The sequence below is a fragment of the Burkholderia sp. 22088 genome (assembly GCF_052045915.1).
GTDB lineage: Bacteria > Pseudomonadota > Gammaproteobacteria > Burkholderiales > Burkholderiaceae > Burkholderia > Burkholderia cepacia.
In genome coordinates this window covers 245,097-271,202 of record NZ_JBQEPY010000010.1, presented here as the reverse complement: position 1 = coordinate 271,202, position 26,106 = coordinate 245,097, and the positions used below count along the sequence as shown (strand labels likewise).

The 26,106-nt window shown below is 67.7% G+C and carries 26 protein-coding genes; 14 read left to right on the top strand and 12 right to left on the bottom strand.

Going from position 1 to position 26,106, the window contains the following annotated elements; genetic code table 11:
- Positions 1 to 40: 40 nt before the first annotated feature.
- Entirely contained in the window at positions 41 to 562 is a 522-nt protein-coding gene (locus tag ACTJLD_RS21065) for a GNAT family N-acetyltransferase (RefSeq protein WP_440659539.1), read from the bottom strand.
- A 21-nt stretch (positions 563 to 583) separates the two neighbouring features.
- On the bottom strand, positions 584 to 1,837 hold the full coding sequence (locus ACTJLD_RS21060; protein ID WP_060195452.1) for a multidrug effflux MFS transporter: 1,254 nt from the start codon (positions 1,835 to 1,837) through the stop codon (positions 584 to 586).
- A gap of 363 nt (positions 1,838 to 2,200) precedes the next feature.
- Between ACTJLD_RS21060 and ACTJLD_RS21055 the strand changes: the two genes are divergently transcribed.
- Together ACTJLD_RS21055 and ACTJLD_RS21050 are read left to right on the top strand one after the other, a co-directional pair.
- The gene (locus ACTJLD_RS21055; protein WP_060195451.1) at positions 2,201 to 3,061 is read left to right on the top strand and encodes an urea carboxylase-associated family protein; all 861 of its coding nucleotides are present in this window, start codon (positions 2,201 to 2,203) and stop codon (positions 3,059 to 3,061) included.
- Between the two features lie 85 nt (positions 3,062 to 3,146).
- Complete coding sequence (locus tag ACTJLD_RS21050; RefSeq protein WP_060195448.1) at positions 3,147 to 3,821, top strand: GntR family transcriptional regulator; 675 nt, start codon at positions 3,147 to 3,149, stop codon at positions 3,819 to 3,821.
- 67 nt (positions 3,822 to 3,888) lie between these two features.
- Here ACTJLD_RS21050 and ACTJLD_RS21045 read toward each other — a convergent pair whose 3' ends face one another.
- The 4 genes from ACTJLD_RS21045 to ACTJLD_RS21030 form a co-directional block, all read right to left on the bottom strand.
- Positions 3,889 to 4,287 carry an ectoine synthase gene (locus ACTJLD_RS21045; protein WP_060195446.1) on the bottom strand — a complete coding sequence of 133 codons (399 nt, stop codon included), beginning with the start codon at positions 4,285 to 4,287 and terminating at the stop codon, positions 3,889 to 3,891.
- Between the two features lie 61 nt (positions 4,288 to 4,348).
- A complete protein-coding gene (locus ACTJLD_RS21040; RefSeq protein WP_060195444.1) occupies positions 4,349 to 5,689 on the bottom strand; it encodes an amidase family protein in 1,341 nt (446 codons plus the stop codon).
- Positions 5,690 to 5,712: 23 nt separating this feature from the next.
- Complete coding sequence (locus ACTJLD_RS21035) at positions 5,713 to 7,215, bottom strand: amino acid ABC transporter permease/ATP-binding protein (protein ID WP_060195442.1); 1,503 nt, start codon at positions 7,213 to 7,215, stop codon at positions 5,713 to 5,715.
- Positions 7,216 to 7,328: 113 nt separating this feature from the next.
- Complete coding sequence (locus ACTJLD_RS21030) at positions 7,329 to 8,171, bottom strand: transporter substrate-binding domain-containing protein (RefSeq protein WP_060195440.1); 843 nt, start codon at positions 8,169 to 8,171, stop codon at positions 7,329 to 7,331.
- Between ACTJLD_RS21030 and ACTJLD_RS21025 the strand changes: the two genes are divergently transcribed.
- Positions 8,170 to 8,307, top strand: a complete 138-nt coding sequence (locus ACTJLD_RS21025; protein WP_155639085.1) for a hypothetical protein — start codon at positions 8,170 to 8,172, stop codon at positions 8,305 to 8,307. The genes ACTJLD_RS21030 and ACTJLD_RS21025 overlap by 2 nt on opposite strands.
- Positions 8,308 to 8,632: 325 nt before the next feature.
- Here the strand turns inward: ACTJLD_RS21025 and ACTJLD_RS21020 are convergent, their stop codons facing one another.
- Positions 8,633 to 9,529 carry a glutamate/aspartate ABC transporter substrate-binding protein gene (locus tag ACTJLD_RS21020; RefSeq protein WP_060195438.1) on the bottom strand — a complete coding sequence of 299 codons (897 nt, stop codon included), beginning with the start codon at positions 9,527 to 9,529 and terminating at the stop codon, positions 8,633 to 8,635.
- 421 nt (positions 9,530 to 9,950) lie between these two features.
- Here ACTJLD_RS21020 and ACTJLD_RS21015 point away from each other — a divergent pair, with 421 nt between their 5' ends.
- The 4 genes from ACTJLD_RS21015 to ACTJLD_RS21000 all read left to right on the top strand — a co-directional run bounded on the left by ACTJLD_RS21015 (position 9,951) and on the right by ACTJLD_RS21000 (position 15,918).
- Positions 9,951 to 11,618 (top strand): S8 family peptidase, encoded by a 1,668-nt coding sequence (locus ACTJLD_RS21015; RefSeq protein WP_440659538.1) that lies wholly within the window; start codon positions 9,951 to 9,953, stop codon positions 11,616 to 11,618.
- Between the two features lie 506 nt (positions 11,619 to 12,124).
- Positions 12,125 to 12,283: a hypothetical protein gene (locus ACTJLD_RS21010; protein ID WP_174392226.1), complete on the top strand. Its 159-nt coding sequence runs from the start codon at positions 12,125 to 12,127 to the stop codon at positions 12,281 to 12,283.
- Between the two features lie 47 nt (positions 12,284 to 12,330).
- Positions 12,331 to 15,096: a magnesium-translocating P-type ATPase gene (mgtA, locus tag ACTJLD_RS21005; protein ID WP_440659537.1), complete on the top strand. Its 2,766-nt coding sequence runs from the start codon at positions 12,331 to 12,333 to the stop codon at positions 15,094 to 15,096.
- A 78-nt stretch (positions 15,097 to 15,174) separates the two neighbouring features.
- A complete protein-coding gene (locus ACTJLD_RS21000; RefSeq protein ID WP_124672228.1) occupies positions 15,175 to 15,918 on the top strand; it encodes a transporter in 744 nt (247 codons plus the stop codon).
- Positions 15,919 to 15,988: 70 nt separating this feature from the next.
- Here the strand turns inward: ACTJLD_RS21000 and ACTJLD_RS20995 are convergent, their stop codons facing one another.
- Both ACTJLD_RS20995 and ACTJLD_RS20990 read right to left on the bottom strand, forming a co-directional pair.
- The gene (locus tag ACTJLD_RS20995) at positions 15,989 to 16,273 is read right to left on the bottom strand and encodes a transcriptional regulator (RefSeq protein WP_027791863.1); all 285 of its coding nucleotides are present in this window, start codon (positions 16,271 to 16,273) and stop codon (positions 15,989 to 15,991) included.
- Positions 16,274 to 16,347: 74 nt separating this feature from the next.
- Complete coding sequence (locus tag ACTJLD_RS20990) at positions 16,348 to 17,223, bottom strand: LysR family transcriptional regulator (RefSeq protein WP_059697408.1); 876 nt, start codon at positions 17,221 to 17,223, stop codon at positions 16,348 to 16,350.
- A 51-nt stretch (positions 17,224 to 17,274) separates the two neighbouring features.
- Here ACTJLD_RS20990 and ACTJLD_RS20985 point away from each other — a divergent pair, with 51 nt between their 5' ends.
- Positions 17,275 to 17,553 (top strand): hypothetical protein, encoded by a 279-nt coding sequence (locus tag ACTJLD_RS20985; RefSeq protein ID WP_334035687.1) that lies wholly within the window; start codon positions 17,275 to 17,277, stop codon positions 17,551 to 17,553.
- Here ACTJLD_RS20985 and ACTJLD_RS20980 read toward each other — a convergent pair.
- On the bottom strand, positions 17,550 to 18,539 hold the full coding sequence (locus tag ACTJLD_RS20980; protein WP_440659536.1) for a hypothetical protein: 990 nt from the start codon (positions 18,537 to 18,539) through the stop codon (positions 17,550 to 17,552). The genes ACTJLD_RS20985 and ACTJLD_RS20980 overlap by 4 nt on opposite strands.
- Positions 18,540 to 18,769: 230 nt before the next feature.
- On the opposite strand from ACTJLD_RS20980, the gene ACTJLD_RS20975 reads away from it, so the two are divergent.
- The 5 genes from ACTJLD_RS20975 (at position 18,770) to ACTJLD_RS20955 (ending at position 22,739) form a co-directional block, all read left to right on the top strand.
- On the top strand, positions 18,770 to 19,852 hold the full coding sequence (locus ACTJLD_RS20975) for a serine hydrolase (RefSeq protein WP_175755128.1): 1,083 nt from the start codon (positions 18,770 to 18,772) through the stop codon (positions 19,850 to 19,852).
- A 41-nt stretch (positions 19,853 to 19,893) separates the two neighbouring features.
- Complete coding sequence (locus tag ACTJLD_RS20970) at positions 19,894 to 20,127, top strand: DUF7661 family protein (protein ID WP_027791867.1); 234 nt, start codon at positions 19,894 to 19,896, stop codon at positions 20,125 to 20,127.
- A 73-nt stretch (positions 20,128 to 20,200) separates the two neighbouring features.
- Positions 20,201 to 20,656, top strand: coding sequence for a MarR family winged helix-turn-helix transcriptional regulator (locus ACTJLD_RS20965; RefSeq protein WP_027791868.1), 456 nt, complete (start codon positions 20,201 to 20,203; stop codon positions 20,654 to 20,656).
- A 68-nt stretch (positions 20,657 to 20,724) separates the two neighbouring features.
- Entirely contained in the window at positions 20,725 to 21,288 is a 564-nt protein-coding gene (locus tag ACTJLD_RS20960; protein WP_027791869.1) for an isochorismatase family protein, read from the top strand.
- Positions 21,285 to 22,739, top strand: a complete 1,455-nt coding sequence (locus tag ACTJLD_RS20955) for a DHA2 family efflux MFS transporter permease subunit (RefSeq protein ID WP_440659535.1) — start codon at positions 21,285 to 21,287, stop codon at positions 22,737 to 22,739. The genes ACTJLD_RS20960 and ACTJLD_RS20955 overlap by 4 nt, the downstream gene beginning before the upstream one ends.
- 36 nt (positions 22,740 to 22,775) lie before the next feature.
- Here ACTJLD_RS20955 and ACTJLD_RS20950 read toward each other — a convergent pair whose 3' ends face one another.
- Positions 22,776 to 23,375: a LysE family translocator gene (locus tag ACTJLD_RS20950; RefSeq protein WP_081061174.1), complete on the bottom strand. Its 600-nt coding sequence runs from the start codon at positions 23,373 to 23,375 to the stop codon at positions 22,776 to 22,778.
- Between the two features lie 95 nt (positions 23,376 to 23,470).
- On the opposite strand from ACTJLD_RS20950, the gene ACTJLD_RS20945 reads away from it, so the two are divergent.
- On the top strand, positions 23,471 to 24,346 hold the full coding sequence (locus ACTJLD_RS20945) for a LysR substrate-binding domain-containing protein (RefSeq protein ID WP_027791872.1): 876 nt from the start codon (positions 23,471 to 23,473) through the stop codon (positions 24,344 to 24,346).
- 8 nt (positions 24,347 to 24,354) lie between these two features.
- On the opposite strand, the gene ACTJLD_RS20940 is transcribed toward ACTJLD_RS20945, so the two are convergent.
- On the bottom strand, positions 24,355 to 26,073 hold the full coding sequence (locus tag ACTJLD_RS20940) for a SulP family inorganic anion transporter (RefSeq protein ID WP_060173410.1): 1,719 nt from the start codon (positions 26,071 to 26,073) through the stop codon (positions 24,355 to 24,357).
- Positions 26,074 to 26,106 lie beyond the last annotated feature (33 nt).

Below are 26,106 nucleotides of genomic sequence, written 5' to 3'. Positions count from 1 at the left end.
GGCGGGAAGAACGTCGCCCGTTACTGCCTGGTATCACGCGTCAGCCGCGCGCTTCGGGCGCGTCGTCGGCCAGCAGCGCCCACCGTTCGTGGTCGCGCCATGCGCCGTCGATGCGCAGATAGCGCGGAGAAAACCCCTCTTTCGTGAAGCCGAGCCGCCGAACCAGCGCAATCGACGCATGGTTGCCCGGCTGGATGTTCGCTTCGAGCCGATGCAGCCCGAGTTCGCCGAACGCGACACCGATCGCCGCGCGCATGGCGTCGGTCATCAGCCCCTTGCGGCTGAACGCCACCATCCCGTAGTACCCGAGATACGCGCTCTGGAACACGCCGCCGACGATCTCGTTGAGGTTCACCACGCCGACCACCGCCCCGGACGTACGCTCGCGCGCGACGAAGCCGACGTTCGGCCCCGTCAGGCAGCGGCCGAACCACTGGTCGAATCCCGCCTGGTCGGTGAACGAGTCGACCCACGGCAGATGATGGTTCCGGCTCGCGCGATTGGCGGCGATCAGGTCGGCGGCGTCGGTTCGGGCGACGCGGTTCAGCAGGATTGGGTTCATGGGGCGGTCGACAGGCGGCATTTACGCGGCCTCCCCACGCCCGCACGCGACGGGCGCGGCCTCGGCCTGCTGCTGCGACAGGTACCGCAGCAACTTGGTGACCATCCACACGACGATGCAGGACAGCGCGACGAAGAAGACCGCGAGCGGCGTCAGGACATGGATCGACACGAAACCGGCCAGCCCCATCATCGCGGACGACACGAGCAGCAGCGCGCATCCGAGGATCGCGCTCGTCAGGCCGGCGATATGCGGAAACAGCGAATTGCCCTTGGCCATCAGCGTCGGGTACATCGCGCCCGCGCAGAAACCCATCACGAGCACCGGCGTCGCGAGCGTCCACACGCGCAGCCCGACGGTCAGCGCCAGCACCAGCATCGCGACCGATGCCCCTGCCATCACGCGCGCGCCGATACGCAGCCGTTGCTCGGCACTCGGCAGCCCGCGGCCGTGAATGCGGTTCGACAGCCCGCCGAGGAAATACATGAGCCCGATGCCGAGCGCGAGATAGCCGAAGAAGGTCGGCGGCTTGTGCAGCGTGGTCTGCACCATGAACGGCCCGACGATGTTGAACACCAGCAGGATGCTGTAGCACAGCCCCTGTGCGAGGAAGCAGCTCTGGAACACCGGGCTCGCCAGCACCTTGCCCGCGTTCGTCATCAGCGTGCGCGGCTCGAGATGCACCGGCTTCGGCAAGGTTTCGCGGTATCGCCACAGCAGTGCCCACATCACCAGCGAGTACACCAGCAGGAACACGAGGCACGCGCGCCAGCCGAACCATTCCTGCAGGTGCGCGCCTATCACCGGCGCGATGATCGGCGCGAGCCCCCACGCGATCGACATGTACGTGAACGCGTGCATCAGCGCCTGGCCGGAGAACGAATCGGTGATGATCGCCTTCGCGAGCAGGTTGGTGGTCGCGATCCCGAAACCCTGCAGGCAGCGCGCCAGCACGAACGTCTCCAGGTTCTGCGCGCCGAGCGACAGCAGGCAGCCGATCGTGTAGATCACGAGCCCGAACGCCAGCACGCGCTTGCGCCCGTATGCGTCGGCGACCGGCCCGAAGATGAGCTGGCCGAGCGCGTAGGCGGCCATGTAGCCGGACACGCTCGACTGGATCGCCTGCGGCGTGGTCGCGAACGACCGTGCCATGTCGGGCAGCGCAGGCACGTAGATGTCGATTGCGAGCTGGCCCGCGGACGCGAACAGGCAGATCAGGAACAACAGGAAACGCGGCGAGTTCGACTCGCGCGCGGAGTTGAGCGTGGCGTTCATGACGGCTGGGGAGGATTCTGACGGCGGCGACACGCGCCCGCATGTTCGAATTACGAACAGCCGTGCGCAGTCAATTGCGTATTGTGCCTGTTGTTGCGCAGCGCGACCGGAATCCCATGGAATCGGCGAGGTTGAAATGCCGATTGCGGCACAGCCGGACGCGCGCGAGCCGGAACGCGCCACCTCTCCTGCCGTCTCCGTACTTTCCGCTGATTGACACACCTCCCCGCCTTCGCCCTATACTCCCCGAAGCGCCGACAAATTGTTGAACAATCAAACATGAAAATCGACGCCTGACCGGCCACCACAAAGGGTGACGACCGGATTGCCGCACTTAACAACCTTCCCCGAGAGCACCGCGTCATGCCGAACTACCCCGCCGCCTACCAGGTCACCAAGGGTTCCGTCCTGAACGTCGACCACGCCTTTTATTCCGCGATCGCCCAGCGCCAGGACGCGCGCGAACGAATCGCGTCGCACGTCGTGCCGATCCGCAGTGGCTTCGCGTGGACGGTGCCGGCGGGCCACGTGTTCCGGATCGTCACGCTCGAAGGCCCGCAAGTCGCCGACTTCAACATGTGGAACCTGCACAATCCGCGCGAACGCATGTGGGCATCGCGCACGCGCCAGTTGCAGGCAGCGCACGTGACGACGTTCGACCGGCTCTGGTCGACGCTGCCGTACCTGCGCCCGATGGTCACGATCACCGACGACACGCTCGCCGGCTATGGCGTCGACAGCGACGGCGGCCGCGTGCACGACCTGCTCGGCACGCGCTGCGACCCGTACGTGAACAAGCTACTGACCGGCGAGGATTTCCATTTCCACTGCCACTCGAACCTCGTGCGCGCGGTCGCGCCCTACGGGCTGACCGAATTCGACGTGCACGACGTGCTCAACGTGTTTCAGTGCACGGGCCTGAACGACGCCGACAAGTACTTCATGAAGGCCTGCCCCGCGAAACCGGGCGACTACCTCGAGTTCTTCGCGGAAATCGACGTACTGTGTGCGATGTCCACGTGTCCGGGCGGCGACCTGTCGGTACCGATGTGGGGGCCGGACGCGCGCGACCCGATCGACGTGTGCCGGCCGCTCGGCGTCGAGGTATACCGGCTCGACCCGAGCCTGCTCGAAGGCTGGTCGCAGCCGCCCGTCGCGACTTATCGCGGCCAGCACGGGATGCAGCCGCCGCAGGCCGAGTGGCAGCACGACAAAACGGCGTAACCCGGCCCGTAGCCCGTAGAATGGCGAAACGCCGGCGGCCAGCCACGCCGGCGGCGCACGATCAGGAGAGGAGCGAACGAACGGAATGGCAAGCGAAAAAGCGCGAGGACAATCGGTCGCCGACCGGATCAGCCATCAACTGCGCGAGCACATCATCAGCGGCAAGCTGCCGCCCGGCACCGCGCTGATCGAGATGGACCTCGCGGCCGAATACGACACGTCGCGCAACTCGCTTCGCGAAGTCTTGCATCAGCTCGGCCGTGAAGGGCTCGTCACATTCGTGCGCCACAAGGGCGTCGTCGTGCGCACGTTGAATCGCCAGGACGTGCGCGATCTCTACATCGCGCGCCGCACGCTTGAACTGCATGCGCTGAACACGGCCGAACTCGCGCAGCCGGCGCTGCTCGATAAAATGCAGACTGCCATTCGCGCGGCCGAGCGCGAGCTCGACAAGGAAAACTGGCAGGCCGTCGGCACGCACAGCCTGCGGTTTCACCAGCACATCGTCGCGCTGCAGAAATCGGCGCTGCTCGACGAGTTCTTCCGGACCATCTCCGCTCAGTTGCGCCTCGTCTTCGCTGCCGATCCCGACGAGAAGCGCGTGCAGACGCACGACTGGATCCAGCGCGAATACCAGATCTACGACCTGCTCACGCAGAACCGTCGCGGCGAAGCCGTCACCACGCTCGCGCGTTATCTCGACGATTCCGAGCGGATGCTCGTCGAGGCCATCAAGCGCAGCCATCGCGAGGCGGCCTGAACCCGAGCACCGCGCTGCCGTTGCGTGCCGCACGAAGCGGCGCGCAACGGCCCGGCAGCCCGCGTCGTCAGGCTTGCTCTTCGGCCGGCAGCGCATAGCTGCCGTCTTCCCGATGCGTTTCCAGCCCGGTCAACGGCGGATTGAACACGCAAACGAGATGCAGGTCGCCGCGCGTCGCGCGCAGGATGTGCGAATCGTTCAGGTTCAGCGCGTAAATCGTGCCGGGCGTGATCCGGTGTACGTCACCGGTCGCCGTGTCGACGACCTCCCCTTCGCCGGCCACGCAATAGTTGGTTTCGAAGTGGTTCTTGTAGTGCAGATGCAGTTCCGCGCCTTCCTGCACACGCGTCTCGTGGACGGAATAGCCGACGCCGTCCTGCCTGACGATCATGCGCTTGCTGTCCCAGCCCGGGCCCCGCGCGTGGCGTTCGGTATTGGCGATATCGGCCGATCTCACGACGATCATATGTACCTCTGAATAGTGACGATGAAAAATGGCAAGGCGGGCCTTGCCGCCGGAGAATGCGTCACGCGGAATCGGTCAGCGCACGTTCGACTATTGCCGCGACATCGAGCAGCCGTGCGTCTTCGCCGCGCCGCCCGGTCATCAACAAGCCGACCGGCTGCCGGTTGCGCAGGTCGCCGGGCACGCTGATGCTCGGCAGGTCGAGCCGGTTCGCGAACTCGGTCAACCGGAACGCTCGCGCGTTCTGCGCAAGGTAAGCAGCTTCGTCGGCCAGATCGGCCACACGTGGGGGCAGCATCGGCACGGTCGGCGTCAGCACCGCGTCCGCGTCGCCGAGTTCGGCGTGGTACGTGTCGGCCAGTGCCGCCAGACGCAGCAGCGCCGCCGCGTAGTCGTGCGCACGCACCTGCTCGCCCAACGCGATGCGCGGGCCGACCAGCGGATCGTAACGGTCCGCCGCCGTTTCCAGCCGTGCACGATGCAGCATGAACGCTTCCGCCGCGATGATGCCGCCGGCGCGCGCGACGGCGCCGGCCTCGGCAACGCAATCGAGCCGCTTGTACCGGATGCGCGCACCTTGTGCGGACAGTCGGGACAGCCACGCGTCGAACGTGCGTCCGACCTCCGGATCGATATCGTCGGTGATGAACGGCTCGGGCACGATGAAATTCAGATTGCGGATGCCCGCTGGCCGTCGCCGCCGCGCCTCACGGCCGTGCAGCGCAACGTCCGCCTGCCGGCACAGGTCGACCGTCGCCGCCAGCAGGCCCGGCACGTCGAAGCTCGTCGACAGAAACCGCATGCCGTCGCTCGGGTAGCGCCCGTGCGACGGCTTGAATCCGGTCACCCCGCAGAATGCGGCCGGAATGCGCGCCGAGCCGCTCGTATCGGAACCCAGCGACAAGTCGGACGCACCGAGCGCCACCGACACCGCCGCGCCCGAACTCGAGCCGCCGGCCACCCGCTCGCGCCGCGCATCGAGCGGCGTCGTCGGCGTCCCGTACGCACGGTTGACGCCGAGCGCGCCATACGCGAATTCGGTCATCGCCGTCTGCGCAACCAGCACCGCGCCGGCCCGACGCAGCGCCGACACGGGCGCGGCGTCGGTTTTTGCCGGCGGTTCGTCGGCCAGTACGCGCGAACCGGCATGCGTGACCCAACCTTCGCAATCGAAGCAGGCCTTCACCGTCAGCACGGTGCCGGCCAGCAGCGCGCCGACCGCGTCGGTGCGCCGCGACGTATCCCGGGCGTCCGCTTCGGCAACCGCGGCGGCGTCGCGCCGCGCGAGCCACGCGGTCGCGATGTCGCCGGGATGCGCGTCGGCACGTTCAAGACACGCCCGCAGCCGCTCGGCACTCACGTGTTCGTTCCCACCACCCAGGCGAAAATCCGTCGGGTCCATTTCTGCTCCCATCCCGTCATTCGTCATGCGAAGTGAACGTGCTTCAGAAAGTCCTTCACGCGCGCGTCCGCGCTGCCTCGAATCCGGTCCGGCGGCACGTCGTACAGGATGCGTCCGCTCTCCATGAACACGATCCGGTCGGATACCTTGAACGCAAAATTCATCTCGTGGGTCACGATGATCATCGTCATCCCTTCCTTCGCGAGCGTCTCGACGACCTTCAGCACCTCGCCGACAAGTTCCGGATCGAGCGCCGACGTCGGCTCGTCGAACAGCATGATCGACGGCCTCGTCGCGAGTGCGCGAGCAATGGCGACGCGCTGCTGCTGGCCGCCCGACAACTGATGCGGATACTTGTTTGCATGTTCGAGCAATCCGACCTTCGACAGCAGCGACAGCGCCTGCAGCCGAATCGCCGCCGCATCGGCCTGCCGGTGATAGCACGGCGCCATCATCACGTTCTGCAGCGCGGTGCGGTGCGGAAACAGGTTGAAGCTCTGGAACACCATGCCGATATCGAGGATGCGTTCGTGCGACACGCGCGGCGGATGCGAGCCTGACGCGCGGATGAACGGCTCGCCGTACAGGTCGATCTCGCCCGCATTCACCGGCGCGAGACCGTTGATGGTGCGGATCAGCGACGTCTTGCCCGAGCCGGACGGACCGATGATCGACACCACCTGCCCCGGCACGACGTCGAGATGGATGTCCTTCAGCACTTCATGGCGCCCGTAACGCTGCTGCACGCCTTTCAGGCGAAGCGCGAATTCGGCGTTCGCGCGCGGCCGCGGTGCGACGGCCGGCGCGGACAGCGGCAACGCGAGATCCACGTGGCCGGCCGGTGCGGGCATGCGGCGGCTGACGTCGAGATGTCGTTCGAGATAGCCGAGCAGCCGGCTGAACACAGTCACGATCAGCACGTAGTAGAACGCCACCGCCAGCATCGTTTCGAACACCAGGAAATTCTGCGTGTACAGTCGCTGCCCGACGAGCAGGATCTCGGCCAGCGAAATCACCGACACCAGCGACGTGAGCTTCACGATCGTGATGAACTCGTTCGCGAGCGCCGGCAGCGCGATGCGGATCGCCTGCGGCATCACGATCAGCCGCTGGATGCCGGTGAACCGGATGCCGAGCGCGCGCCCGGCCTCGAGCTGCCCGCGCGGCACCGACAGGATCCCGCCGCGATGGATTTCCGCGAAATACGCGGTTTCGCTCAGCACCATCGCGATCAGGCCCGCCCTGAACGGATCGGACAGCACCGCGCTGGTCGCGGGAAAGACCTGCGGCAGGTTGTAGATGAAGACCAGCAGCACGAGCAGCGGCAGGCTGCGGAAGAACCAGATATAGACGGCCGCCGCCCGCTTCAGCAGCAGCTGGTGCGACTGGCGCGCGAGCGCCACCGGGAAGCCGAGCAACACGCCGAGCAGCCACGTGGCGACACTGAGTTCGACGACCACGACGCAGGCGCGCCAGAAATCCTTGTCCCACAAGAGCTGAAACGCATAGTGCCAATCGAACTGCATCGGAGACTCCTCAACCGCGAAAGGTGATGCGGCCGCGCGGCACGCATCGCGCGGCCGCTGCGGGTAGTCGCGCCGGCGCGGCGCGCGGTGGTCCGGTCGTGCGTGCCGCGCGCTTACTTCGCGGTGCCGAGCGCGTGGGCAACGTCGGCGGCCGTGGGCTCCTGCAATCCGTATTTCTTCACAAGGCTGCCATATTCGCCGCTCTGCTTCGCGTCGTTCAGCACGCCCTCGAGCGCGCCTTGCAGGCCGCCGTCGCCCTTCGTCACGCCGAGCCCGATCACGATCGGATACAGCAGCGTCGTCGAACTGAGGTCGACGCGCCCGTTCGTCTGCTTCGGAATCCCCTGCGCGACGGCCGCATCCTCGATCTGGACATCGACCGCCTTCGACATCAGCGCGGACGTCGCTTCCGGCGACGTCGGGAATTCGAGGATCGCGATCTCGCCGCGCCCGACCGCCTTGCACGTGTCCTGCGACACCGCACGCAGCTTCGGCGTCCACGACGCGCCCTTGATCGAACCAACCCGCTTGCCGCACAGATCCTGCGGCGTCTTCGGCAGGAACGCGCTGCCTTTCGCGACGAGCAACGACGCGCCCGTCTTCAGGTACGGCACGAAATCGACCTGTTTCACGCGATCGGGCGTCACGTACAGCGCGGACGCAACGACGTCGAAGCGGCGCGCCTTCATCCCGAGGATCAGGTCCGGGAAGCGCGTATCGAGGAATACCGGCTCGAGCTTCAGGTGGCGCGCGAGCATCCGCGCGAACTCGGCGTCGAAGCCGGCGGGTTTGCCCGCGTCCAGGTATGCGTAAGGCGGATACGTGAGGTCGGAACCCACCAGCAGCGTGCCGGGCCGCACCGTCTGCAGCGGGGCCGCGGCCGCGAGCGAGCACGCGAATGCCAGCGGCACGAGCGCGCCGCGGAGGAAATGTCGAAGCGGGAAACGAGCGGACATGGCGAAACTCCTGGGTTATTCGGCTCTCGCGCTGAAATTCCGCAACGCCTCCCGAACGCCGATCCATGCGGCTTTCCGGGATTTTCCGCCGAAAATTGTTGAACAATTTCAGCCGATTCTGAACAGTTCAAATTGAAATCTGTATTCGGGTTTACGCGGCAAACGGCGGGGCCGGTCGCGAGCTAGGTGTACGCGTGCGGACCGCGATTCGGTGCGCGGCACAGGTTCAGACGCCGGGGAAAAGGACGGGCGCGGACGGGGCCCTGACGGATGCCCGGCGAGGTGCAACGCCGGATGGGCGACGGCTCGAAGGACGAGTTTCAGCATCCGGCGCGAACGCGCCAGACGACTTTCACGGCGGCAGGATACGCACCGCGACGCCGGCGCGGAGGCCGGAGGGATTCGAGCGTGCAGGCCCGGACACGCAATGTTTCGGACCGCACGCCCTCATGGCGACTGGATCAATACTGCGCCTGATCCGTCGGATTCCTGAACAGCTGCTTCATCTCCGCCGACAGCGGATAGTTGAGGCTCACGCCCTTCGGCGGGATCGGCTGCATGAACCATTGGTCGTAGAGCTTCTCGGCCGCGCCCGACGTCTGCATCTTCGCAATCACGCCGTCGACCACGCGCTTGAACGCCGGATCGTCCCTGCGCATCATGCACGCGTAATTCTCGTGAACCAGCGGCGTGCCCGTCACCGTATACGCGCCCGGGTTGCGGTCCTTCGCGATCTCGCCGTACAGCAACGGCTCGTCCATCACGAACGCCACCGCGCGCCCGGTCGTGACGTTCATGAACGCTTCGGCGTGATCCTTGGCGCTGATGATCGTCATGTTCATCGCCTTCTCTTCGTTGAGCTTGCGCAGCAGGCGCTCGTCCGACGTGCCGGCCGTCGTCGCGACCGTCTTGCCGGCCAGGTCCGCGAAATCCTTCACGCCCGAATCCTTGCGCGTGCTGAAGCGGATGCCATAAAGAAAGATGCTGTTCGAGAACGCGGCCTGCTTCTGCCGTTCGAGCGTGTTCGTCGTCGATCCGCATTCGAAATCGATCGTCCCGTTCTGCAGCAGCGGAATCCGGTTCTGCGACGTGATCGGGATCTCCTTCACCGAGAGGTTCGGCAGGTTCAATTCCGTCTTCAGCTGGTCGACGATGCGCGATGCGATGTCGCGCGAATAGCCGATGTTCTTCTGCTGGTTGTCCGAATATGAGAACGGCACCGACGATTCGCGAATGCCGAGCGACACGACGCCCGTGTCCTTGATCTTCTTCAGCGTGCCGGTAAGGGCCTGCGCGTGCGCGGTACCCGCCAGCGCACAGGACAGCGCGACGGCCAGCCAGCATAAGCGGCGATCCATGCTTTTCTCCTGACGAAACGTTGATCGAATCGCGATCCTACGCCCGACAAAATTCGCGTCGCATCAGGGAAAGCGTAAGCAACCTTCCACCGTGACCGTGCATTGAAAGACGTTTGCCGTGCCGCGCAAACCGGCCCCCGCCGCACATTTCGCCCGACCGGCCGCACGCGGGCTCACCCCGCCTTCTGTGCCATACGTTCCAAACACGTGTTCGTGCTGCGGCGCAGCAACGTAATCGTTTGCGCCAGCCCCGGTTTTTCTCGTGAAACGCACTCAAGAAGCCGCCGCGCCAGCCGTTACCCAGTGCATGGCGCGTCGCAGCAAGCTTGCCGCGGCCGCCAGACAAAAACGACAAGGTCCGGGTCAGCCGGACCAGCGCCACCGCCGGCACGACGGTTATCTACGAGGATCGAGTTTCAACATGAGAACCAAGCGTTTCAATCTTGCGCTGGCGCGCTCCGCACATGCGCGCATGCTCGCCGGCATGCTGTCCGCCGTCGCCCTCCTGCCCCTCGCCGGTTGCGGCGGCGGAGGCGGCGGCGACGGCAGCAACCCGTCTTCTTCCAACGCGGCGCCGGCACCGGCACCGGCACCTGCCCCCGCCCCGACGCCCGCTCCCGGCACTCCGACGACCCCGCCCGCCTCGGCCGGCAACAATGCATGCGCGACGCAGCAGGCCGCCGTGCAGATGGCGGCGCAGGCCGCGCCGGCAGAAGCGCCGATCGATCACCTGATCGTCAAGCTGAAGACGCTGACGGCCACGCGCGCGATGGCGGCCATCGACAACGGGACGCGGCTCGACGCGGTCATCCAGCGCTCGATGACGCGCTGGACGGCACCGGTCGCCGGCAGTGCACGTGCCTATGCGAGCACGGTCGGGCAAGCCCCGGTGAACGTGCAGGTCGAACGGACGATCTCGAACGGCGCGGCCGTGCTGTCGCTCGGCCAGCGCATGGCAGCCACCGACGCAGCCGCGCTCGCGCAGGCATTCGCGGCCGATTCGGACGTCGACTACGCGGAACCGGATCACCCGATGCAGATCCGCGACACGCCGAGCGATCCGCTCTACAACCAGCAGTGGTACCTGTCCGACCCGACCGCCGGCATCGACCTGCCGCCCGCCTGGAACGTGACCAAGGGTTCGCCGACCGTCGTCACGGCCGTGCTCGACACCGGCTACCGGCCGCATGCCGATCTGCTCGGCAACCTGCTGTCCGGCTACAGCTTCATCAGCAACGTCAACACCAGCAACAACGGCCTGGCGCGCAACCCTGACGCAACCGATCCGGGCGACTGGGTCACGCAACAGGAACTCGACAACGCAAACGGCCCGTACTATCACTGCGCGAGCCAGCCGAGCGACAGCAGCTGGCACGGCACGCGCGTGATGGGCGTGATCGGCGCGACCGCCAACAACGGCACCGGCATCGCCGGCGTGTCATGGCTCAGCCAGATCCTGCCGGTGCGCGTGCTCGGCAAGTGCGGCGGCGTGACGAGCGACATCGCCGACGGGATGCGCTGGGCAGCCGGCATCCCGGTGAACGGCGTGCCGACGAACCCGCGCCCCGCGAAGGTCATCAACCTGAGCCTCGGCGGTGTCGGCGCGTGCAGCACGACGTTCCAGCAGGCCATCGACGACGTGACCGCGAAGGGTGTGACCGTCGTCGTCGCAGCCGGCAACGACGGCCTGTCGACCGGGCTCGACCAGCCTGCGAACTGCCGCGGCGTGATCAGCGTCGGCGCCACCGATGCGACCGGCCGCCGTGCGTCGTTCAGCAACTTCGGCGCCGATGTCTCGCTGAGCGCGCCGGGCGTCAACATCCTGTCGACGTCGAACACCGGCACCACGACGCCGGGCTCGGACACCTACGGCCTCGCGAACGGCACCAGCCTTGCGACGCCGCAGGTGTCGGGCGTCGCCGCGCTGATGTTGTCGGTGAACGGCACCCTCACGCCCGCGCAGATCCAGCAGAAGCTGCAAGGCGGCGCGCGCACGACCAAGCTCGCGGCCGGCACGTCGTGCACCGCGATGCCGGCAGGCTCGGGCATTGTCGACGCAGGGGCCGCCATCGCGGCAGCCGGCCAGTAACCCGCCCCTGCTTCCACGCGGCCGCGCGCATGCCGATCACGCATGCGCGCGGCCGTTTCATTCGCGGCAATCGGGGGCTGCGCCACGCACACATCACCCCGATCATGTTTCCCGAAATAACGACCGACAAAAGGGTTGACGCTTCGCACAGCGACCCATTACCATCGCTCCCGTCTAATTACATGGAGTGTTCTGTGAACACCGATGCGAGTTGTAGTTGGTGCCTGACCAACTTGACTGCTGCCTGAGGAAAACGCGCAGAGCCTCGTCTTCTGCCGCATCCCGGGAAGCAGGATGCGGCGCCCTTCCGGCCTGACCGGCCAGATCTCCCGCCGAATTTTCGATGTTGTCGAACGCACGCGCCGCGCCGTCGCGCGCGTGCGTTCGTGTTGCGCGCAGCGTCAGCCGCGTGCGCCTTCCGTTCGCGTGCCGTCCGGCCGCGCGCCTTCGTGCGCGCGTCGCCTTCGATCGCCCGTGCCGATTACCCGCAACCGACAGGAGTGCAGATGAACTCGGACGACAGTAGTCGATTATCGCTCGCCGGTGCGACGCCGCGCATCGCCCCTCCGGCCGCACTGCACGCGCCGGCGAGCGTTCCCGCCATCACCGATCCACAGCCGATCGCGCCTGACGCGACGCGGCGGGGAGCGCTCGTGCGTCGATAACGTCACGGTCGCTCCCCGCCCGCCGCCTCGTGCGCAAGGAGCGACTCATGACAACACGACACAACACCTCGCACAAGAAACAACGCGGCTTCATCAAGGCCGGCGCCGGCCCGCAGAACGAACCGCGCATCATGCGCGCCGCGCAGGAAGCGGCCCGCCCGCTCGAAGACACGCTGAAGTCGCTGAACACCAGCACGCGCGGCCTCACCTACGACCAGGCCGCCGGCCGCCTGCAGCACGACGGCCCGAACGAAATCGCGCACGACAAGCCGCCGCACTGGACCCGCCAGTTGCTGCTCTCGTTCCACAACCCGTTCGTCTACGTGCTGCTGGTGCTGGCCGCCATCAGCTTCTTCACCGACGTCTGGTTCGCCGCACCCGACGATCGCGACTACGTCGGCATGACGATCCTGCTGACGATGGTCACGATCAGCGCGCTGCTGCGCTTCGTGCAGGAATTCCGCTCGCTGCGCGCGGCCGAGAAGCTGAAGGCGATGGTCCGCACGACCGCGACCGTACAGCGCGCGGTGACCGACACGTCGGAGCCGTCCCGCCGCGAGGTGCCGATGCGCGAAGTCGTGACCGGCGACATCGTGCACCTGTCGGCCGGCGACATGATCCCGGCGGACGTGCGCCTGCTCGCGTCGCGCGACCTGTTCATCAGCCAGGCCGTGCTGACCGGCGAGGCGCTGCCGGTCGAGAAGTACGACACGCTCGGCGCGGTCGCGGGCAAATCCGCCGGCACGCGCGCGGCCGGTGCGGCGACCGATACGTCGGCATCGTTGCTCGATCTCGAGAATGTCTGCTTCATGGGCACCAACGTCGTCAGCGGCACGGCGACGGCCGTCGTCGTCGCGACCGGCGCGGACACCTACTTCGGCTCGCTCGCGCGCAACGTCGTGAGCCACAAGCGCATCGAGACGAGCTTCGACCGCGGCGTCGCGAGCGTGAGCTGGCTGCTGATCAAGTTCATGTTCGTGATGGTGCCGATCGTGTTCATGATCAACGGGCTGACCAAGGGCGACTGGCTGAGCGCGCTCACGTTCGCGCTCGCGGTGGCCGTGGGCCTCACGCCCGAGATGCTGCCGATGATCGTCAGCGCGAACCTCGCGCGCGGCGCGGTCGCGATGGCGCGCCGCAAGGTCGTCGTGAAACGCCTGAATTCGGTGCAGAACTTCGGCGCGATGGACGTGCTGTGCACCGACAAGACCGGCACGCTCACGCAGGACAAGATCATCCTCGAGCATCACCTCGACCTGTCGGGCCACAAGAACGAGGACATCCTGCGGCTCGGCTGGCTGAACAGCTTCCACCAGAGCGGGCAGAAGAACCTGATCGACATCGCGGTCGTCGCACGTGCCGACGAGATCGGCGAGCGCGTGAAGCCGCAGGGCTACAAGAAGATCGACGAACTGCCGTTCGACTTCGTACGGCGCCGCCTGTCGGTCGTCGTCGAGGATACGCGCGGCACGCACCTGCTGATCTGCAAGGGCGCGGTCGAGGAGATGCTGGCCGTCTCCACGCACGTGCAGGATGAAGACGGCGTGCGTCCGCTCGACTTCGTCGCGCGCAAGCGGCTGCTCGAACAGGCCAGCGCGTACAACGAGGACGGCTTCCGCGTGCTCGTGCTCGCGACGCGCACGATCCCGCGCGGCGACGAGCGCCAGCAGTACCGCACCGCCGACGAACACGACCTCGTCGTGCGCGGCTTCCTGACCTTCCTCGACCCGCCGAAGGAATCGGCCGCACCGGCGCTCGCCGCGCTGCGCGAAAACGGTGTCGCCGTGAAGGTGCTGACGGGTGACAACCCGATCGTCACGATGAAGGTGTGCCGCCAGGTCGGCCTCGAACCCGGCAAGCCGATCCTCGGCACGGAGATCGAAGCGCTCGACGACGCGACGCTCGCGCAGGTCGTCGAACGCACGACCGTGTTCGCGAAACTGACGCCGCTGCAGAAGGCACGCATCGTCAAGGCGCTGCAGGCGAACGGCCACACGGTCGGCTTCCTCGGCGACGGCATCAACGACGCCCCCGCGCTGCGCGACGCCGACGTCGGCATCTCGGTCGACAGCGGCGCCGACATCGCGAAGGAAACCGCCGACATCATCCTGCTCGAAAAGAGCCTGATGGTGCTCGAGGAAGGCGTGATCAAGGGCCGCGAGACGTTCGGCAACATCCTGAAGTACCTGAACATGACCGCGAGCTCGAACTTCGGCAACGTGTTCTCGGTGCTCGTCGCGAGCGCGTTCCTGCCGTGGGAGCCGATGCTCGCGACGCAGCTGCTCGTGCTGAACCTGATCTACGACACGTCGCAGATGCTGCTGCCGTGGGACAAGATGGACCCCGAGTTCCTGAAGAAGCCGCGCAAGTGGGAAGCCGGCAACATCAGCCGCTTCATGCTGTGGGTCGGGCCGACGTCGTCGGTGTTCGACATCACGACGTACATCCTGATGTGGACGGTATTCGGCGCGGGTGCGATGTATCACCTGAACGGCGGTGCGGGCGGCCAGATCGTGATGAACTCGGGCTGGTTCATCGAGAGCCTCGTGTCGCAGACGCTCGTCGTGCACCTGCTGCGCACGCAGAAGATCCCGTTCCTGCAGAGCACGGCCGCGCTGCCGGTGCTGCTGTCGACGTTCACCGCGATCGCGATCGGCTGCTGGCTGCCGTTCTCGCCGTTCGCGGAGTCGCTCGGCTTCATGCACCTGCCGGGCACCTTCTGGCTGTGGCTCGCCGCGACGATGGTCGGCTATATCCTGCTCGCGCAGATCGTCAAGACGATCTACGTGCGCCGCTACAAGCAGTGGTTCTGATGGTCTAGGCCTGAAGCCGGTCGGCCCGCGCACTGCGCGTGGGCCGGCCGGCTCGCCATGCACGACACAGGTGATGCAATGAAGAGAATGCTTCCGCTCGCAGCCGCGAGCGCCCTCCTCGCGCCGTTCGACGCCCTCGCCACCCATCCGCTCGTCAGCGACGACACGGGCACGCAGGGCAACGCGAACTGGCAGTTCGAGTTCAACGCCGAGGAAACCTCGAAACAGGAAGAAAACGGCCGCCACCAGCTGTGGAACGCGACGCTCACGCGCGGGTTCGGCGAACGCGTCGATCTCTACGTGAACGTGCCTTACACGCATCTGCAAACGCGGACCGACGAGAACGGTGCGGGAATCGGCGATGTCGAGATCGGCATGAAATGGCGATTCGTCGAACGCGGCCCGCTGTCGGTCGCGCTGAAGCCGAAACTGACGACGCCGACCGGCAACGACCGGCGCGGGCTCGGCACCGGCCGCGCGGGTGCCGGCGCAACGCTGCTCGCACAGCTCGACGTCGCGCGGTTTTCGTTCCTCGCGAATGCGGGCATGACGTACCAGCCGAATCGCCAGGGCGACCTGACGTCGATCTGGGCCGTGTCGGGCGCGGCGATCTACAAGGCGACCGACAAGCTGCAGATCGTGGCCGACATCGGCACGTCGCGCAACACGGAGCGCGGCGCCGGCGCGAATCCCGCGTTCGCGATCGCGGGTGCGATCTATTCGCCGAAGCCGTGGCTCGATCTCGACATCGGCTATCGGCGCGGGCTGAACGACCAGACCTACGATCATTCGGTGATGGGCGGCGTCACGGTGCGGTGGTGACACGCAGGTGTGCGGCATCGAACCGCATACCGAACCGCCAGACGACGGGCCGCTTCCAGCGGCCCGTTTTTCATTGCGTGTCGTTCGCGCCGAACAGTTGCGCGCACACGGCGCGCCCTTCGTCGGTCAGCGCGGCGCTGCCGGTGCCGTCTTCGTTCAGCGTCGTCGTACTCAGGCCCGCGGCGTCGAGCTGCGTCAGCACGCGGCGCAGCGTGCTCATCGGCAGTTGCGTGCGTTTCGCGATCTTCGGCAACGACCAGGTCTTGCCGGCCGGATCGCTCGCGGCGTCGTTCAGCGTTGCGAGCGTCGCGACGAGTGCGGGATCGAGCGGGGATTCGTCGGATTCTGAGGTCATCGGTTCGGTCCGTTGCAGACAGGTATTCATTCGCGCATTCAGCGCCGATTGCGGAGACTATATCGCTTCGCCCGTCAGGCGTCCTTGATCGCGGCACGCATGAACGACACGAAGCGCGTGGTCACGGGATCGTCGCGATCCGACAGCCACGCCAGCCCGACGCGCCACTTTGCGTCCCGGCCATCGAGCGGCAGCACCGTCGCATCGCGCAGCAGGTACTGCGCGCGCGACGGAATGAACGCGACGCCGACACCGGCCGCGACCGACGTCAGCACCGACTGCACGTCCTCGGCCTGCTGTGTCACGTGCGGCACGAAGCGGCGCTCGACGCACCATCGATCGATCTGCGCGGCGAGCCCCGGGCCCCGCGCACGCTGCAGCGCGATGAAGCCGATCTCGTTGAGCACGTCGAGATCGGCCGGCACGCGCTTGAAGCCGAGATGCGGCGGCACCGCCAGCGCGAGCCCCTCGTCGACCACCTTGAACGACGACAAACCTTCGTCGGCCGGCAGGCGCAGAAACCCGGCATCGAGCTTGCCCGCGCGCAGCCGGCGTGTCTGCTCGGACGACGACAGGTCGCTCAACGTGACCGCAATGCCCGGATTGCGGCGACGAAACTCCGCGACCCGCTTCGGCACGATCGTCAGCACCGACAGGCAAATGCCGAGCCGCAGATGCCCGCGCTGCCCGCTGGTCGCCTCCCGTGCGCGCGCGAGGATCTCGTCGGCATCGCGCACGAGCGCCTGCGCGTCGGGCAGGAAACGCTCGCCGAACGGCGTCAGCTCCGCGCCGTGCCGCCCGCGCTCGAACAGCTTGCCGCCGAGGCTCGCCTCCAGCGCGCCGATCTGCTTGCTCAGTGCCGGCTGGCTCATGTGCAGCGCATCGGCCGCGCGGCTGAAATGGCACAGCTCGGTGACGGTCAGAAACGTACGCAGCAGTTTCAATTCCATTCTTAAAAGGAATCGTAACGATTGAAACATTCATTTTACCGATCGAATGCAATGACGTTCAATACGGGCATGCCCTTCCCGGAACCGACTGTCATGCCCCTCGATCTTGCCGCCGACTGCGTGGCCGACCAGCCGTGCGATGTGGCCGTCGCGAACGAACGCACCGCCGCGGCCGATACGCGTGCACCGAAACGTCGTGCCGAACGCAGCGACGGACGCAGCCGCCGTTTTCGCTTCGGCGATGCGCTCGACGACCCGCCGCCGCGCGTGGTAACGGGGTCGATCGCGATCAGTTTCGCGGTCGTGTCGCGGCGGAACTGGCCGCGTTAAGCGGTACCGGCCGCGCAAAGCCCCGCCATGTCGATCCGATACACGTTGCCGTCCGTGCCGACAACGTACAGCGCACGACCACGGCCGACCGCGCGTGCCACACCCACGGGCGCCGAGCCACCATTCAGCATGCGATACGCGCGTACCACCCGTACCTGGCCATCGGTGCCCGGACGCACGAGCTGCAACACGTCGCGATCGCCGTATGCCCCGCACAACAGCGCCACGAACCCGCCGTGTTGCGCTTGGTCTTCCATCACCGCGAACGCGTGACTGCCCTTGACCGGAATACGCCATGACGCGACAGGCTGCCGGTCGCGCAAGTGGACGAGCGCGAATTCGCTGTAGTAATAAAGCCAGACGTCGTGGTCGCCTTGAACGTTGAGCGCATAACAATCGTCGATCGGGCCCAGCCCCTCGGGCGGCGAGAACGCATGAAGCAGCTCGCCGCGCCGGCTCCAGGCGACCAGTCCGGACGCCCCGACCGGCGCCCCCCAGCCGAAATTGCCGAAGACACCCTCGTCGAAATAGGACGTCCAGATTTCCCCCGTGCCCGTGACCTGCACGGACCGGATGCCGTCGCCCAGCAGTATTTCTCCGCAACGCGTGCCGTCGCGGCGATAGAGGCGGCCGTTCAGGTCGAAGTCGTCCGGCCCGCGATAGCAGGATCGACAGCAAACCAGCAGCAGATCGTCTCCCACCGGCTGGATCTCGTGAATATCGAACGGTTCGTTGTCGACGACGAGATCGAGCAGCGTTTCGCCTTCGCGCCACGCAATCAAGCGATAGCGCTGCGCAGCTGAGGGGGTCGTGATCGCGAACGAAGCGCCGTCGGAGCGTGTCCGGTCGTCGAGCGGTTCCAGTGCAAATGCCGTGTACAACACATCGTCCGCGCCGACGTTGAAGGCAACGAGTTCACCTGTCGCGGACAGGCTGTCGATCGATGCAAGCGGCAGCACGGGCAGCGCGTGCGGTTGGCGGGACATGGGTTCTCCTGACGATGAGCTCGCCATCTTGCCGGCCGTACCATCGTTTGTCACGCCGGCGCGACATATCGACGCGAAACGCGGCGCACCGCAGCGGCAGCCGGCAAAACAGCGCGCCGACGGCCGGCTGCTATCGTCATCCTCCCGCGAACGACCTTATAATTTCCCGCACCCACTGACCGCCCATGCATTCCGCGCCGCCACCTCGCGCGTGGAAAGGAGACTTTCGCTTGACCGGCCTCATCGCGCGCGTGCCTCGCGCCCGGACCACGCTGATCCTCGCTCTCTCGTTCCTGCTGCTCGCGTTCGCCGCGAACGCGTCCGCGCAGCGCGCGCAGCCGCATCGCACCGCGCAGGCCCACGCGCATCCGCACAAGAAAGCCGTCAAGAAGAAACCCCACCGCAAGCACAAGGCGGTCAAGCATCGTCGCCCGAGTGCGAAGCATCAGACGATCAAGCGTCACGCCGCCTCGGCCCCGCATCGCCGCGCGAAGCGCACGACCGCCGTACGCCCGCGCCCGACCGCCGCGAAACCGCGCCTGATGGCAAGCTGCGGCTACTCCCCGCGCGCGGTCAATGCCCTGTATTCGCGTGCGGCCTACGTGCTCGATGTCGACTCCGGCACGCCGCTGCTGGCGCGCAACGCACGTTCGGTGCGGCCGATCGCGTCGATCTCGAAGCTGATGACGGCCGTCGTCGCGCGCGACGCCGACCGTCCACTGAACGGCGTGCTGCGCGTCACCGCGCGCGACCGCGACACGATCAAGTTCACCGGCTCGCGCCTGCAGGTGGGTTCGGAACTGTCGCGCCGCGAGATGTTCCATATCGCGCTGATGTCGTCGGAAAACCGCGCGGCCGCCGCGCTGAGCCGCGACTATCCGGGCGGGCGCGCCGCGTTCGTCAACGCGATGAATCGCGAAGCGCGCCGGCTCGGCATGCACCATACGCACTTCCGCGAGCCGACCGGCCTGTCGCCGCACAACGTGTCGACGGCCGAGGATCTCGCGAAGCTCGTCGGCGCGGCGGCGCAGGACCCGCTGATCCGCTATTTCTCGACGGATACGTCGACCACCGTGCGCCCCGGCGACGGCGAGCTGGTGTACGTGAATTCCGACCCGCTCGTCCGCTACCGCCGCCTGCCGATCCGGCTGCAGAAAACCGGCTTCATCAACGAGTCGGGGCACGGCGTCGTGATGCGCATGCGTGTGAAGGGCCGCCGCGAAACGGTCGTGCTGCTCGGCGCACCGACGCGTGCGGGCGTCTCGAGCGATGCCATCAAGATCCATCGCTGGCTGTCCTGCTCGATCCAGTGAGCGCGCGGGCGGCCGGCGCAGTCACCTACGGGAGCGCAGCCATGCAGGACGAATACCGCTTCAACGCATTTGGCCGTCTACTCGCCGTCGTGCGCAAGGACGACCGCTGGGCCGTGTTCGATCTCGGCACCGAAGGCAAGCGACGCGCGGCCAACCTGCACATTCCGTCCGCGCTCGCCGCCGACGAACTCGCGCAATACCTCGGCGACCTGCTGCACGAGAGCGCGACCCCGAGATACAACGAGGTCGTACCGGTCCCGCTCCGCCGCGCGTAACCGCACGCCCGGCCGTACCTCGATCCGGCGGTCAATTCGACAGCTAAACTTGCAAGTTTAGCTGTCGTGTTCTATGATCCGCCGCATGAACCCTCCACGCAAATCCGGCGTTTCCGCCGATATCGTCGCTGCCGACCTGACCCTCGCGGTCGGCCAGCTGGTCCGCCGGCTCCGCTCCGAGATCGAATCCGACGGGCTCGGCATGTCCCAGACGAGCGCGCTCGCGCGACTCCAGCGGCACGGGCCGATGACGACCGCCGATCTCGCGCGCGCCGAAGCGATGAAGCCTCAATCGATGAAGGCGATTCTCGCGAGCCTCGAGGAAGACGGTCTCGTCGAGCGCGAACCGCATCCGACCGACGGCCGCCAGATCCTGTTCCGGCTGACCGCGGCCGGCCTCGACGCGCGGCTCAAGCGCAACGCCGCCAAGCACAAGTGGCTCGGCGCCGCGATCGAGCAGCTCGACCCCGCAGACATCGACACGCTCGCCGCCGCAATCCCGCTGATCCGCCGCATCGGCGAGCAGTGAACCCGGCCCGCGCGCCCCGCAGCATTCGCGCGCAAGGCTTTTCTCGTCCCTTCCACGGAGCCCCCATCATGAGCGCAACCCGTCTCGACACGAACACGGCACTCGTCGTCATCGATCTGCAGAAAGGCATCGTCGCCCTCCCCACCGCGCACCCGGTCGAGCCGGTGGTCGCACACAGCCGCGCGCTGCTCGACGCATTCCGCAGCCGCGGCCTGCCGGTGGTGCTCGTCAACGTCGCCGGCGTTGCGCCGGGCCGCACGCAGCAGCAGGCGCGCACCGGCGCGCTGCCCCCCGACTGGACCGAGCTCGTCCCCGAACTGAACCGTCAGCCCGGCGACCACGTCGTGACGAAGAAAACCTGGGGCGCGTTTACCGGCACCGGTCTCGACGCGCACCTGAAGGCGGCCGGCGTCACGCAGATCGTGCTGGCCGGCGTCGCGACGAGCATCGGCGTCGAGTCGACCGCACGGCAGGCGCACGAACTCGGCTACAACGTCACGCTCGCCATCGACGCGATGACCGACCTCAACGCGGACGCGCATGCGAACAGCGTCGAGCGCCTGTTCCCGCGCCTCGGCGAGACGGGCACGACGCAGGACATCGTCGCGCTGCTCGATCGGCGCGGCGCGTGAGCGGCGAACGCGCGCAGCCGGCGCCGCGCCGCGCGGCCGGCCGGCTCGATCCGTCGATCTGGAAGGTCGGCGCGGTCGCCACGCTCGGCTCGCTGCTGTCGCAGCTCGACGCGACGATCGTCAACGTGTCGCTGTCGAGCCTCGCGACCGACCTGCACGCGAGCCTCGCGACGATCCAGTGGGTGACGAGCGGCTACCTGCTCGCGCTGACGCTGGTGCTGCCGCTGAACGGCTGGCTCGTCGACCGGATCGGCGCAAAGGCGCTGTATCTGTGGTGCTTCTCGGCATTCACGCTCACGTCGGCCCTGTGCGGGCTCGCATGGTCCGCGCCGTCGCTGATCGCCTTCCGCGTGCTGCAAGGGGTCAGCGGCGGGCTGCTCGCGCCGATGGCGCAGATGATGATCGCGCGTGTCGCCGGCCAGCAGATGGCGCGCGTGATCGGCTACGCGGCCGTGCCCGTGCTGCTCGCGCCGATCCTCGGCCCGGTCGTGGCCGGCGCGATCCTGCAACACGCGTCGTGGCGCTGGCTGTTTCTCGTGAACCTGCCCGTCGGCGTGCTGGCGCTCGCGCTGGCCGCGCGGTTCCTGCCCGCCGACCGCGACGACGCGCAACGGCGCACGCTCGACTGGGTCGGCCTCGCGCTGCTGTCGCCGGGGCTCGTGCTGTTCCTGTACGGCATCGAGCGGATCAACGAAGCACCCGGCATCGCGGCGATCGTCGTGTCGGCGCTGTTGCTCGCCGCGTTCCTGCGGGTCGAGACGCGCAACGGCGACGATGCGCTGATCGACCTTGCGCTGTTTCGCGGCAAGGTGTTCGGCGCGGCCGCGTCGACGCAGTTCCTGTCGAACGGCGCGCTGTTCGCGGGCCAGATGCTGATTCCGGTGTTCCTGATCCAGGCGTGCGGGCGCACGCCCGGTGAAATGGGCTGGCTGCTCGCGCCGATGGGCCTCGGCATGCTCGTCACGTATCCGTCGATGGGCGCGCTGACGAGCCGGTTCGGCGTGCGCCGGCTGGCCTCGGCCGGCGCGTTGCTCGCACTCCTCGCGACGCTGCCGTTCGTGTTCCTCGCGCTGACCGGCTACGATCCTTACCTGCTCGTGCCGGCGCTGTTCCTGCGCGGCATGGGCCAGAGCGCGATCGGCGCGCCGTCGATCGCCGCCGCGTATGCGTCGGTCGAGCGCCGCAACCTGCCGATGGCGACGACCTCGCTCAATATCGTGCAGCGTCTCGGCGGCCCGACGTTCACCACCGTGTGCACGCTGTTCCTCGCATGGCGGCTGCAGGTCGAATCGGCGGCGGGCGGCGGCACGCCGGCAAACGCGTATGCGTGGGCGTTCGGCCTGCTTTGCGTGCTGCACGCGGCAAGCGTCGTCACGACGCTGCGCCTGCCGTTGTGGTCGACCGGTGCGGGCGGGCAGCCGGCCGGCACCGCGCGCGCCGGTTCGCGCTGACCTTCGGGCGGCCGCACGACACGTGCGGCCGCCCCGCTACGGCAGCCACATCGGCACGATCGAGATCACGAGCAGCACGCCGAGCGCCGCATTCAGGCAGTGCCACTGCCGCTCCGTGCGCAACACCCGCGCGAACAGCAGCCCGGCGAAACACCAGAGCGACAGCGACGCCATCGCGGCCACGCCGAACGCCAGCCCGAGCAATATGCCGAGCCGGGCCGGGCCGGACGCGAGCGCGGCGAACGACGCGGCCGCGCCGAGCGTCATCGCCCAGCCTTTCGGGTTGTGCCAGAGCATCCAGACGCCGCTGAGGAAACCCTGCGGCCGGTGCACCTCGGCATCCAGCCGCGGCTTGCCGCCGCGCCCGATGCGTACGGCCAGCCACACGAGGTACACCGAACCGACCGCCTTCATCACGAGTTGCAACGCGGGCAGCGCAAGCAGCACGCCGCCGAGCCCGGCCGCCGCCGCCGCGGCCATCGACGCCAGGCCGGCCGCGATGCCCGCCATCATCGGCAGCGAACGCCGATAGCCGAAATGCGCGCCCGACGCAGTGGCGAGCGTCGTCGCGCCGCCCGGCGTCACGGTGGACACGATCACGAACAGCATCAGCGGCAGGTAGTCTCGGAACGGCACGGAAGCTCCCGGTTGGCGTCGTCGAAGCCCTGTTTTACGCGCGATCCCGCCATTACGACAGCGAAAGCTTTTTATGCCTGTCATTAGCGTTCATAATGCGCCGCATGGCACGTCATCTCGACATTGCGCTGCTGCGCGCCTTCGTCACGGTCGCCGATCATCGCAGCATGACGGCGGCCAGCCGCGCGCTGCACCTGACACAAGGCGCGATCAGCCAGCAGGTCGCACGGCTCGAAACGCTGTCCGGCCCGCTGTTCGTCCGCGAGCATCGCAACCTGCTGCTCACGGCGGACGGCGAGCGGTTGCTCGGGCAGGCGCGCCGGCTGCTCGCCGTGCACGATGCGCTGCTGGCCGACATGACGGCCGGCGCGGTCGACGGCACCGTGCGCCTCGGCGCGCCGCAGGATCTCGTCGGCACCTGCCTCGCGCCGATCCTGAAAGGCTATGCGCAGGCGCATCCGCAGGTCGCGCTCACGCTCGTGTGTGAGGCGTCGCCGGAGCTGCACCGGGGGCTCGCGCAGGGCGAACTCGACGTCGCGCTGATCGAGGCGCCGGTCGGGCCGTCACGCGGCGAGTGCATCGCCGTCGACCGCCTGGTCTGGGTCGGTGCGAAAGGCGGCACCGCGTACCGCAACACGCCGCTGCCCGTATCGATGGTCGCGCCGACCTGCGCGTTCCGCCCGACGGTGCTCGACGCGCTGCGCGGCTGCGATCGCGCGTGGCGCACCGTGTTCGAGAACGGCAGTATCGACGCCACCACCGCGACCGTGCGCTCCGACCTCGCCGTCACCGCGTGGCTCGCGTCGACCGTGCCGGCCGACCTCGACATCCTGCCGGCCGGCAGCGGCCTGCCCGCGCTGCCGAACTTCGCGATCAACCTTCATCTGCCGCGCGGCCAGCACACGCCGGCCGCGACGGAACTCGCGCGCCACCTGCGCAACGGCTTCGCGCGCCTGCGCGCGGCCGCATAGGGCCGACGCTACACGGTGCCCGGCTCCTGCGGCGCCGGCGTCGTGCCGGCGGCCTCGAGCGCCTGGTGCAGCGTCGGGAAGATGCACGACGCGCCGACGATCTCCGTGATCCGGTGGCGATCCATGTCCGCGCGCAGGTAGCGGTTGACACGCCCGAACAGCACGCCGATCCCGCGCGCGTGCAGCATCCTGACGAGATCGGTCAGCGTGCGCGCGGCCGAATAATCGATGTCGGTGACCGCCCCCGCATCGATGACGAACCAGCGCGCCGGCACCGGCGCCGCATCGACGAGCTCGGTCACTTCGGCGGCGAACAGGTGATCGTTCGCGAAAAACAGGTCGGAGCCGAACCGGTAGACGATCAGCCCCGGCGCCGTCATCGCACCCCGCCGCGTGGGCACCGGCTGCCACCTGCCGTTCCCTTCGACCGGTTCGAGCACCATCGTGTGCGGCTGGTAGCTGTGGCGCACGTGCCGCATCAGCGACAGCGCGACGGCCAGCAGGATGCCGTGCTCGACGCCGACCGTCACGACGGCCACGGCCGTGACCAGCGCAAGCGTGAACTCGCCGGGGCTTTCCCTGCGGATCGCGGCGAGGCTGCGCACGTTGATCAACCCGAGCGCGATCGTGAACACGATGCCGGCCAGCACCGCATGCGGCAGATACTGCAGCGTCGTGCTGAAGAACAGCAGGACCACCGCCACCACGGCCGCAAACGCGAGATGCCCGATCTGGCTGCGCACGCCCGCGCCGTCGGCCATCGCCGTCTGCGTCGGGCTGCCGTTGACGACGAACGCGCCGCCCACCGCCGCCGCGGCGTTCGCGGCCGCGAGGCCGAGGATGTCGGCATTGGTATCGACGTCCTCGCGATACTGCTGCGCGAACACGCGCGCGGCGGCCGCGCTCTGCGCAATGATCATCACGAAACACGACGCGGCGACCGGCACGAGATCGAGGAACTGCTGCCACGTGACGGACGGCCAGCGCAACGGCGGCAGCCCGCCCGCGACCGGCCCGAGCACCGCGATGCCGTGCGCGGCGAATCCGAACGTGCCGCTCGCCGCGATGCTGCCCGCGACCGCGATCATCGGCATCGGCACGCGCGGCAGGAACCGCTTGCCGGCGAGAATCGCGACGACGACGAGCGCCGCGAGCGCGAACGTCGGCCGGTTCGTGTGGACGAGATGCGTGACGACGTAGTCGAGCTGCGCCAGGCTGCGCGACGCCGGGTACGGCACGGCCAGCCCGAGCATGTCGCCGAGCATCGCGATCGACACCTGCACGCCGACGCCGGCGAGAAAGCCGACCAGCACCGTGCGCGACAGGAAATCGGCGAGAAAACCGAGCTTGAAGATGCGCGCGAGCAGCAGCATCGCGGCGGTCAGCAGCGCGACCATGCCGGCCAGCGCCGCGTATTCGGCACTGCCGGCCGGCGCCATCGACGACAGCCGGCTCGCGAAGATCGTCGCGGTCGCGGAATCGGCGGCCACCACCAGATGCCGCGACGCGCCGAAGATCGCGAACGCGACGAGCGGCAGGCACACCGTGTAGAGGCCCGTGACGGCCGGCATGCCGGCGATGCGCGCGTAGCCGAGCACCTGCGGGATGTCCATCGACGCGAGCGAAATGCCCGCAAGAATGTCGCGGACGGCCCCGCCACGGCGGATCGGGAGGATGCCTTTCAGCAGCCGCACGCCTGACGGGCGGCTTTCGTTGGAATCTTGCATGCGTGAAGTGCGTGAATACGGGGTGACGTGGTT